Genomic DNA, 8620 nt, shown 5'->3' on the forward strand with positions numbered 1-8620 from the left:
GTGTCGGGGAGGGCGAGCGGGTGGCGCGGCCCGGTCTGCGGGGGGATGTCGTGCAGGCCGTACGGGTGGCGCCGTACGTGCTCGGGGTCTCGGTGCTCGTGCCTGGCCCGGGCGGGCAGGTGCGGGGGGGTTCGCATGACGGGAGCTCTCCTACCGGACTGGTGTGGGTTTTTCCGGGTGACCGCTCGCCGTTGAGCGGATCGAGGTCAGCGTGCGTCCTCCGTACGGCCGAGGTGGTCGGCCCGTGGAGCGGTGGCCGCGCGGGTCACGCGCGGCACGCCGTGGTTGATGACGCTCGCGGCGATGCGGCGTTCCGTCAGCCCCATGTGGGGACGGCCGACGCCCGGGGTGCTCGGCCGGGCGCCGGCCGAGCCACGGATCATGGTGCTGGCGTGCACCCAGCGGCGCGATTCCGCCAGCACGTCCCGCTGCGCGCGGTGCAGGTCGCGGTGCCGCGTGTACTGCTCGCAGACGGCCCTGGCCAGCACGCGCGCCATGACGAGGTGTTCCTCGCAGGCGCGGGCGACCTTGGTCTCCAGGCCGGCGACCTGGGCGAGGAGCAGTTGCAGGTGCGGCAGTTCCGAGCTGCGCTCGAACCCGGCGAGCTCGGCCAGCCGTTCCGGCCAGCGCAGCCGCCGCTCGATCGAGGAGCAGACGGCCGCGGCCACCTGTGCGGGCGGCTCGTCGTCCGGGTCCTGCCCGTCGAGTTGCACGGCCCGCTGTGCGGTGTGCTCGAAGTCGGCCAGCCGGCGCAGGCCGCTCTGCAGCAGGCGTACGCGGTTGTGCAGGCACGCGGCGCTCCAGCCGAGGACCAGCAGGCGGTCGGCGTCCGCCTCGCAGTGCCAGCCGACCAGCGCCACTTCGCGGGCCATGCGGTGGTGCAGCACCCATGACTCCGGCGCGGCGGCGATGTCCACCGGCGTCTCGATCCACACCTGCAGGCCTCCCGGCGGCAGATCGCCGACGCCGATCCTCATGCCCTCGGGGGCCACCCTGGCGCAGATCCGCTGGACCACGCGCTGCTGCGCGGCCGCCTCCGGCGCCACGGGCACCGGGCCTGGCAGCACGCGCTCTGGGGCCACTTGCGCCCTGGGCTCGATGCTCATGTAGGGCCACCTCCCGACCCGCGGTCTCTCGACCTACGTAAATTCACACTTAATGGTGCCGCCTCGATCGTCGTCATACTGGGGATTCATGTCAACTGTCACTTTACGAAAGGTATGAATCTTCTGGGCTCGTCCCGGCGTGAACCGGCGACTCCCCGCAGGTGAATACCGGGTCACCGGCGCCGGGTGATCTAGAGTCCGTACCGTTGGCGTACCGGAGGTGAGAGGCGGGGCCGGTGCTGATGCATGCGACCGTGGTCACGGCCTTGTCGACGGCCCTGTCGGCCACGCTGTCCGCCACGCTGCCGGCCACGCTGCCGGGGGCACTTCCGGCGACGCTTCCGGCGTCCGCGCGGGCGGGAGCCGGCTACTGCGTGCTGCCGGACCGCCCCGCCGCGAGCGAGGGTTACCTGATCGCCAGTGCTTCCTCACCCGATCTCGTCCACCCGTTCCCGCGGCCGCCCGCGCGGGAGCCGACGGCCTCCGAGCGGCTGGAGTTCGCCGGCTTCCCGAACGTGTCGGTGCTCGACGTGCGCGGGCGCGGCGGCGTTCCTGAGCGGAAGGTGCTCGTCACCTACACCACGAACGTCGACGAGGTCGTCACCCTCACCAACGCGGCCGTGGTCTCGGGCGACGGGGGCGCCACGTTCGGCCCGCCGAGCCGGTCGCCGCTGCGCGAGCCGCCCGTCGAGTTGCACGACGGCCGCTTCTTCGCCACCGAGTACTATCCGGCCAGGACAGGCCCGCACACGGCCGCTCTGGGCGTGCTCACCTCGTCCTCGCTGGACGACGGCGAGAGCTGGCTGCGGTCCGAGGCGACCCTGACCACGCCGGGCGACCTGCTGCCCGGCGGGGCCGCGTACGGGGCTCCGGTCCAGCTTCCCGACGGGACGATCCTGATCTCGGTCTACGCCCGCTACGGCGGCACGGGGGCGTACCAGGCCGAGGTGTACGCCAGCCAGGACGGCGGGACGACGTTCACGCGGCGCGGGGTGATCGCCACGCCGTCCGAGGGGTTCGGCTACACCGAGGCGGCCGTCGCGCAGACCGCGGACGGCAGCCTGCTGGCAGTGCTCCGCCACGACGGCGGAAAATACTCCACGCTGCACCAGAGCCGTTCGGCGGACGGCGGCCGCACCTGGTCGCCGGCGCGCGAGCTGCGCCTGTCCGGTCTATCCTCCGGCGCGGACTGCGTGGTGCGCGGAGTGGCGCCCCGGCTGCTGCTGACCCCGGCGGGGGTGCTCGTGCTGAGCGCGGGGCGGCCGGACAACTGGCTGGCCGTCTCCCCCGACGGGCTCGGCGAGGCGTGGCTGCAGCCGTGGGTGACCTACCACAACCGCGACGGCATCTGGGACACGCACGGATCGTCCGGCTACACCGGCGTGGCCGCCATCGGCCCGCACCGGCTGATCCAGGTCTTCGACAACTGCAAACTGCCGGGCGTACGGCCCGACGGGCTGCTCAACGAGACGGCCTGCCCGGCGCACGGCCGGTTCGAGCACGGCGGCTGGTACGCGATCAAGCGCCGCCTGTTCACCGTGACCCCTCCCGGCCCCGGCCTGCTGGACCTGGGGGCGATGCGCCGGCGCGGGGACCTCACGGTCGACACCACGATGAGGTGGACCAGCCGTTACCGGCCGAGGACAAGGCCCGCCGCCGCCTTCGACGGCAGCACGGCCTACTGGTCGGGCGCGGTCGCCGCCGGCCGCGGCCGCTACGTCCTGCACCTGGACCGGCCCTACGCCTTCACCCGGATCGGCCTCAGCCTGCGCCCCGGCCATCCGGCCGGAGCCCGCGTCTACCTCTCACGCGACGGCCGGACCTGGGGCGAGCCCGCGCTCACCGTCACCGGCAGGACCGACTACGCGATGCGCTACTCGGAGCTCCGGCACACCGGGCGGCACGTCAAGATCGTCACCACGCCGACGGACGGCTGCGACCCCGAGATCGGCCGGACGTGCAGCATGCTGAACGAGATCGAGCTGTACGCCGAGCGTTCCAGCCGTGGATCGTGAGCGCGCCGCCCCACTCTCACGCCCCGGCCTGGTCCTTGCCGTGCGTGGGGACGACACCGAGCGTGCGCATGCGGCGAACACCCCATTCTCCCAAGGCGCCGAGCGCCGTGTAGAGGGCGACGCCTTCGTCGGTCAGTGCGTATTCGACTCGGGGTGGCTTCTCCTCGAACACGGTCCGCCGGACGATCCCGTCCGCCTCGAGTTCGCGTAGCTGCTGGGCGAGCACCTTCTCGCTGACGCCGGGGAGAGTGCGGCGCAACTCGCCGAACCGGTGGAGCCGCTCGGCCAGCGCCCACAGGATCAGCGCTTTCCACTTGCCCCCGACGACGTCCATCGCGGCGTCGAGGGCACAGATGTAGGGCGGGTTGCGCACCTGCCTCATGATAGCCGGGCCACCCGCCCCGCTCCTGTGGCACGGGCTCAGCCGGCGGCGATGGCGCGCCGCATCCGCCACAGCGAGGCGCGCAGGTGTCCGGCCTGGTCCGCGGGCACACCCGCCTCCTGGGAGGCGGAAAGGAGGGTCTCCAGGCCGGTCGCCTGCATCGCGGGGTTGTACTCGTCGGGAACGGATTCGCTCACGTCGGCGCCGGGGACCGTGATCGCGAGCATCTGCTCCATCCACGGCTGAAGCACCTCGCGCTTGAACGTCTCCACGTCGCCGCCTTCCGCGTGGACCAGTGCCACGGCGTGGTCCGCCCCGGCACTCATGCCGTACATGCCGCTCAGCGCGGCCATGTCGTACAGCGCCGCGAATCCTGGGTCCTCGCCCGCCCAGAGAGGACGGCCGAGAGGGCCGAGCACGGGGGCGACCCGGTCGAACAGGTCACGTGCTCCGCTGTAGAGGATGAAGGCTCCCTCCGTCCCGATCGTCGGAGGCACGGCCATGATCCCGCCGGCGAGGAAGCGCGCCCCGTCTTTCTCGAGCCATCCGGCGAGCTCACGTGCCTGCCGTACCGAGCCGCTGGTGAGGTTGACGAGCGTCCTCCCGTCCAGGTTGTGCGTGGCCGGCGCGAGCGCCTCCCGGACGCTGGCGTCGTCCAGCAGGCATGCGACCGTCAGGTCGCCCGCCTCGATCGCCTCTTCCACGCTCGACGCCTCCCGCGCGCCCCGGGCGACGAGGTCGTCCGCTTTCGCGGGCGTACGGTTCCAGACGGTCACCTCGCGACCGGCTTCGAGGAGCGCGCCCGCGAGCGCGCGCCCCATGGCTCCCAGACCGAGGATGCTGATTCGTTCATGCCGCATGTTCATGGGGACACTGTTGCCTCGGATCGGTACGTGCCACAAGAACGCACTTCGAAGTGCGTGGTTACCCGAACGTCAGCGAGCACCGGGGGCGGCGCGGAAAAGCCCGGGCGCTGATGCCTCTCACCAGCGACCGGGGCTTTGCCTGCAAGGTCCGCAGCGGCGCATCCGGCACCACTGCCCCGAATGTCACCGCTCCGGGGGAAGGTCGCTCCCGCGGTGGCCGAACATCTCGCCCTCGCCCCTCTCGCCGCTCTCTCCGTCCTCGTCGATCTCCAGCCGCTCCTTGCGGATCTGGCCCTCGACGGTCTCCTCGTGCCGCACGTCCCGCTTGGTGACGCGGATCCGCTCGACCGGCCTGGTCTCCTTGCCGACGACCGGACGCTCCTCGTGCAGGATCAGCTCGCGGTCTTCCTCGCCGATCTCCACGTCGTGCGCCGCCGCCGCGTCCCCTTCGTGGACGGCCTCGCGCTCGATCACGACCTCCTCGTGCGAGAGCGGCACCGTCTCGTGGACGGTCTCGGTGTCGACGTACTTGTGGAGGCGGACGCGGCCTGTCTCCCTGGTCTCCTTGCCGATGCGAAGGCGCTCCTCCGACCGGGTCATGGAGATGTCGTGCTCGTCGGCGAGGTCGCCGCCGACGCGTTCGCCCCTGACGTCGGGGCCGGCCGTCGTGCCGGCGACGTCCCGCCGGCCCATCTCCCCCGCCGTGCCTCCCATGGTGCCTCCCGGGGCGCTCTTGCCTGCCGTGCCACCCGCCGGGCCTCCGGTGATGAGGTCGTCGCGGGGCGCGCCCGCGTTCCCGCCGGTGGCATCCGGCCTGTCCGGCCGGTCCCCCGTGACCGGAGTCCTCGCGGTACGCGGTTCGCCGGCGCGCTGCTGCGGGACGCTCGACGGCCGCATGCCGTAGTAGCGGTAGAGGTCGGCCTCCTCCTCGATCGTGAGGCGATCATCGACGTCGATGTTCGGAGCGCCCTTGATCATCTCCTTGTCGAAGGGGACCTTGATCTCCTCCCCCGAGCGACGGGCGTTGGCCAGAGGCACGAAGGTCTGCTTCATGCCGAAGAGCCCCGTGCGTACGGTCACCCACTCCGGCTCGCCCGAGCGATCATTGAGGTAGACCTGGCCCACCTTGCCGATCGACTGGCCGTCCGACCCCACCACGTGGCAGTCGAGCAGGTTGCGGATCTCTGTTTCCATTGCCACGACGATCCCCCCATGCGCTCGTCCTGGTTCAATCCTGACAAATACCCCATATCGCCATAAATCCACATTTTGTCGGGCAGTTTTCACCCTCATTCCGGTATCCCGGAACAGACGCACCACCGCTGTCCACGACACCCCGCGAAACCGCCTCACCGGCCGGACACGAACTCCCGGGAAGGCTCAGCGAGCCGTACGGAACGCGCGCTTCCAGGGGCGCGGCGCGGGAACCCTTGCGACCCGCGAAAGGCCGGGGGTGCTACGCGAAGCTCAGCGCCAGGGTGGTGTGGCGCTTCTCGATGATGGCGGCCCCGTCGCCGGGCGCGGGCCCCTGCCAGGCTCGTACGCGGAGCGTGCCCGCGTCCGGGCGGCCGGCCGCCTCCCATGCCCGGACGTGCCCGGCCAGGTCGGCCGCCAGCCTCGCGCCGCCGGGTCCGTGGCCGCGTACGACGATCGCCCCGTCCCGCAGGGCGAGCAGCGCGATGCCTTCTGCGCCGCCTCCGCCGCCTCCGCCGCCTCCGCCGCCTCCGCCAGCGTTACCGCTTACGCCTCCTGCGCCTCCTGTACCGCCTGCGCCTGCTGCGCCTGCCGTGCCGACGATGCCGGCGGTGGCGCCGTATCCCGCCTCCAGCTTGCCGCTCAGGGCGCACCAGCGGGGTTCGTGCAGCGCCAGCCACAACCAGACGCCCTGGCCCGTCAGGTAAGGCGGCGCGTCATCGCGCACGCCCGTGGCGAGCTCGGTGGGCGCGGCGTCGAGCGCGGCCGCCACGTCGCCGACCTCCCGGGGCTCCGGCAGGGTCAGCAGCAGTTCGGGGTCGCGGCGTACGGTCATGAGCGCCTCCGTGCCGGCCGACGGGCCGCGCATCCGCATGAACCCGCACGGAACCACCGACACGCTCTCCCAGCAGCCCTCGGCGCGCTCGAAGGCCACCGACACCTGTACGCCGCGCAGGTCGAGCGGCACCACGAGCCGCCCCTCCGGCGTCAGCTGCTCCAGCCAGGCCGGGGCCAGGTCCCAGACGCCCACCGTGGCGATCACGCGGTCGTAGGGGGCGAGCGGCGGATGACCCCCGGCGCCGTCGGCGCACACCACCTCGACCCCGGACGTCCCGGCGGCGGCGAGGTGGCCGCGCGCCTGCGCCGCGATGTCGGGGTCGATGTCGACGCTCACCACCCACCCGCCGGGACCGGTCAGGCGGGCGAGCAGGGCGGCGTTGTAGCCGGTGCCGGCGCCGATCTCCAGCACCCGGTGGCCGGGCAGCACGCCGAGCTGGTCGAGCATGGCCGCCATGATCGCGGGCTGGGAGGACGAGCTGATCGGCGTGCCCCGCTCGTCGCGTTTGGTGACGATGGGCTGGTCGCGGTAGGCGTCCTCGGGGTCGGTGCCGGGGACGAAGAGATGGCGGGGCACCGCGCGCATGGCGGCGGCCACCGGCTCACCGACGTGCTGACGCTCGCGCAGCGCCGCCACCATGTCGTTGCGCAGCGCCGCGAGGTCCATGGGCACCATTGTCCACGCGGCGACGTACCGGACGGGCCTGAACAAGAAATTTGATAAAGAAACGGTCACGAAGGGTTGAGCCTGACTGAGGAGGGAAGGGCAGCCAACTCGTGTACGTCGAACGTGAGGAGGAGCCGTAGTGCTCACCCTGACAGCCAACGCCGCCCAGGCGATCCGCGACCTGACCGCGGCCGCGCCCGAGCCCTCGCAGAGCGGGATCCGCATCTCGTCGCAGGGCGAAGGCGCGAGTTCGCTCACCCTTTCCCTGGCCACCGCCCCCGAACCGGCGGACGCGGTGGTCGAGTCGGAAGGAGCTCGGGTCTACCTCGATCCTGTGGCCGCCACTGTGCTGGAGGACAAGTCTCTGGACGCCGGAGCCGACGACCAAGGGAGCGTGTCCTTCCTGGTCACCGAGCAGAGCGCCTGACACGGCCGCCGCCGTGCCGGACCCTTCCAGCGGTCCGGCACGGGCGGTCCGGCACGGGCGCGCCCGCTCAGTCCTCGCTGAGCAGCTTGTGCAGGTAGCGCAGCTGCTCCTCGGACTGGAACCCGCCGCCGCCCTCGTGGTTGTTCCAGGGCCACACCGTGATCTCCTTGGGGCCCTGCCAGTGGTTGTAGGCGGCGAACACCGTGGACGGCGGGCACACGTCGTCCATCAGCGCCACGGAGTACAACGCCGGGACCCGGCCGCGCGCGGCGAAGTTGAGGCCGTCGAAGTATGAGAGCGTGCGGAACACCTGGTCCGCGGTGTCCCGCCGGGTGGCGAGGAAACGCACCAGTTCCTGGTACGGGTCGCGCCCGGTGATCTCGACCGCGCGCCTGAAGTGGGTCAGGAACGGCACGTCGATGAGCGCGGCCCTGACCGAGGGGTGCAGCGCGGCGGTGGCCTGCGCGATGCCGCCTCCCTGGCTGCCGCCCGAGACGATGATGCGCCGGGCGTCGACCGCAGGGTGCTCGGCCGCCGCGTCGACCGCCCTGACCCCGTCGGTGAAGACCCGCCGGTAGTAGTAGTCGTCGGGGTCGAGGATGCCGCGCGTCATCATGCCGGGCGCCTGCGGTCCGGCGCTGCCGTGCGGGTCGCCGGTGGTGCCGGGGCTGCCCACGTTGCCGCCGCCGTGGCCGCGCGTCTCCATCACGAACACCGCGTACCCGGCCGCCGGCCACATCAGGTGGTCCTTGGGGAACCCGCGCCCGCCGCTGTAGCCGATGTAGTGCATCACGCACGGCACCGGGCCGTCCGCGCCCTTCGGCAGCAGGAACCAGCCGTTGATCCGGTGGCCGCCCCACCCGGCGAAGGAGACGTCGAAGACGTCCACGGCGGCGAAGGGCAGGTCGTACGGGACGTATTCGGCGGCCGGGCCGGGCTCCCTGGCCTCGGCCAGGGTGCGGGACCAGAACGCGTCGAAGTCGGCCGGCTCGTCGCGGTCGGGAAGGTAGCCGCGAAGTTGTTCAAGGGGCATGTCGAACAGGGGCACGAGGTCTCCAACCTGTAGCAGGATCAATGACATTTCATCGCATAGCGCTGGAAAGCGCTATCCCGCCCCCTTTGTTCG

The 8620-nt window shown here is 71.9% G+C and carries 8 protein-coding genes; 2 read left to right on the top strand and 6 right to left on the bottom strand.

Translation table 11 applies throughout. From position 1 onward, the window contains the following. Window positions 1-206 precede the first annotated feature (206 nt). Entirely contained in the window at window positions 207-1106 is a 900-nt protein-coding gene (locus E1295_RS45680) for a hypothetical protein (RefSeq protein ID WP_132641280.1), read from the bottom strand. Between the two features lie 242 nt (window positions 1107-1348). Between E1295_RS45680 and E1295_RS45685 the strand changes: the two genes are divergently transcribed. Further along, complete coding sequence (locus E1295_RS45685; RefSeq protein WP_246081187.1) at window positions 1349-3121, top strand: exo-alpha-sialidase; 1773 nt, start codon at window positions 1349-1351, stop codon at window positions 3119-3121. A gap of 16 nt (window positions 3122-3137) precedes the next feature. On the opposite strand, the gene E1295_RS45690 is transcribed toward E1295_RS45685, so the two are convergent. The 4 genes from E1295_RS45690 to E1295_RS45705 form a co-directional block, all read right to left on the bottom strand. Then, window positions 3138-3503 (bottom strand): winged helix-turn-helix transcriptional regulator, encoded by a 366-nt coding sequence (locus E1295_RS45690; protein WP_220449234.1) that lies wholly within the window; start codon window positions 3501-3503, stop codon window positions 3138-3140. A 38-nt stretch (window positions 3504-3541) separates the two neighbouring features. Next, window positions 3542-4363, bottom strand: a complete 822-nt coding sequence (locus E1295_RS45695) for an NAD(P)-dependent oxidoreductase (protein WP_132641284.1) — start codon at window positions 4361-4363, stop codon at window positions 3542-3544. Window positions 4364-4552: 189 nt separating this feature from the next. Next, entirely contained in the window at window positions 4553-5563 is a 1011-nt protein-coding gene (locus tag E1295_RS45700) for a PRC and DUF2382 domain-containing protein (protein ID WP_132641286.1), read from the bottom strand. Window positions 5564-5825: 262 nt separating this feature from the next. Next, window positions 5826-7067, bottom strand: a complete 1242-nt coding sequence (locus E1295_RS45705) for a methyltransferase domain-containing protein (protein WP_166427744.1) — start codon at window positions 7065-7067, stop codon at window positions 5826-5828. A 139-nt stretch (window positions 7068-7206) separates the two neighbouring features. Here E1295_RS45705 and E1295_RS45710 point away from each other — a divergent pair, with 139 nt between their 5' ends. Beyond that, window positions 7207-7494, top strand: a complete 288-nt coding sequence (locus tag E1295_RS45710) for a HesB/IscA family protein (RefSeq protein WP_132337477.1) — start codon at window positions 7207-7209, stop codon at window positions 7492-7494. A 67-nt stretch (window positions 7495-7561) separates the two neighbouring features. Here the strand turns inward: E1295_RS45710 and E1295_RS45715 are convergent, their stop codons facing one another. Continuing rightward, the gene (locus E1295_RS45715; protein ID WP_166427745.1) at window positions 7562-8542 is read right to left on the bottom strand and encodes an acetylxylan esterase; all 981 of its coding nucleotides are present in this window, start codon (window positions 8540-8542) and stop codon (window positions 7562-7564) included. Between the last annotated feature and the right edge of the window lie 78 nt (window positions 8543-8620).

Origin of the sequence: Nonomuraea mesophila (genome assembly GCF_004352805.1) — a bacterium.
GTDB lineage: Bacteria > Actinomycetota > Actinomycetes > Streptosporangiales > Streptosporangiaceae > Nonomuraea > Nonomuraea longispora.